Here is a 1,680-nt window from a genome sequence, read left to right as displayed (position 1 = left end):
CGCTCAGACAGTGGGGATCGCGGCCGCTACGCTTGGCAACAGCGGCATGCGCTCGGGCAGAGTCGCCACGCGGGCAGTCGCCCCGCCCTCTTGTTGGCGCGGTGCTCATTCTTCCGCTCCTTGGCGTAGTCCTTGGACTTCCTGTGGGAAGAACTTCATCACCGACCGCAGGGGGTTGGGGGCGGCCTGTCCCAGGCCGCAGATCGAGGCGTCGGCCATGGTCTGGGCGAGCTCTTCGAGCAGGGTTTGGTCCCATTCGGCCTCGGTCATCAGTTCGGCCGCCTTCACGGTGCCGACCCGGCACGGTGTGCATTGGCCACAGGACTCATGGGCGAAGAAGCGCATCGCGTTCGTGGCGAGCAGGCGTGCCTGATCATGCCGGGAGAACACCACGATGGCCGCCGAACCGATGAAACTGCCGTGCGCGGCCAGTGTGTCGAAATCCAAGGGGACGTCGGCGAGGCTGGCGGGCAGAATGCCGCCCGAGGCGCCGCCGGGGAAGTAGCCGTAGAGTTCGTGGCCCGGTGCCATGCCGCCGCAGTGTTCATCGATCAGTTCGCGCAGGGTGATGCCGGCATCGGCCAGCACCACGCCGGGTTTCGCCACCCTGCCGCTGACCGAGAAGCTGCGCAAGCCGCAGCGACCATGGCGGCCGCGGCCTGCGAGCCAGTCGCGGCCTTCGACGGCGTTGCAGCGCACGATGTCGGGGATCCACCAAAGGGTTTCGAGGTTGTGCACCAGGGTCGGGCGGCCGAAGAGGCCGACTTCGGCGACATAGGGCGGGCGCAGCCGGGGCATGCCGCGTTTGCCTTCGATGGATTCGATCATCGCGGATTCTTCGCCGCAGATGTAGGCGCCGGCGCCGCGGCGCAGTTCGATGGGTGGAAGGTCGGGCCACTCGGTGCGCAGGCGGTCGAGTTCGGCGGCGAGCATGTGGCGCAGCGCGGGGTATTCGTCGCGCAGGTAGATCCAGATGCCGGCAACGCCGACGACATGGGCGGCGATCAGCATGCCTTCGAGGAAGCGGTGCGGATCGGTGGACAGGTAGTGCCGGTCCTTGAAGGTGCCGGGTTCGCCCTCGTCGATGTTCACCGCCATGTGTCGTGGTGCCGGCTGGGCGCGCACGGCTCGCCACTTGCGCGCAGCTGGGAAGCCGGCGCCGCCGAGACCGCGCAGGCCGGCCTTGTCCACGGCCTCGATGACCGCGTCGGCCGAGAGCGTGCCGTCGCGGACGCTCAGATAGAGTTCGTAGCCGCCGATTGCCCGATACGCGTCGAAGCCGACGATGTCGGGTGTCGGCTCCTCGGTGTCGCCGGTGGCGATGGTGTCGAGTAAGGTGTCGACGGTCGCATGGGTGACCGGGTTGCGCCCGACCACCGCGACCGGCGCACAATCGCAGCGGCCGACACAGGGTACGCACTGCACGCGTATTCCGGCGTCGACCCGCTTGGAAAGGGCGTCGGCGAGTTCGGCCGCGCCGTGCATCGCGCAGGTCAGCGACTCGCACACCCGCACGGTCAGGCGGGCTGGTGCCGGGTTGCCGTCGGTCACCACGTCGAAGTGGTGATAGAAGGTCGCCACCTCGAAGACCTCGGCGCGGGCGAGGCCGAGTGCTTCGGCAAGTGCGGCGAGGTGATCCGGGTACAGCGCGAGGTGGCGGTCCTGCAGGCGGTGCAGGTA

At 68.6% G+C, this 1,680-nt stretch carries 1 protein-coding gene; it reads right to left on the bottom strand.

What is annotated here, in order from left to right:
• Nucleotides 1–105: 105 nt before the first annotated feature.
• Nucleotides 106–1,680 (bottom strand): NADH-ubiquinone oxidoreductase-F iron-sulfur binding region domain-containing protein (locus tag GPA21_RS20105; protein WP_168989833.1); only part of this gene is annotated, 1,575 nt, incomplete at its 5' end.

Source organism: Azoarcus taiwanensis, assembly GCF_012910885.1.
Lineage (GTDB): Bacteria > Pseudomonadota > Gammaproteobacteria > Burkholderiales > Rhodocyclaceae > Azoarcus_F > Azoarcus_F taiwanensis.
Note: the sequence above shows the minus strand (reverse complement) of the source record. Positions and strands in the feature narration are given on the sequence as shown.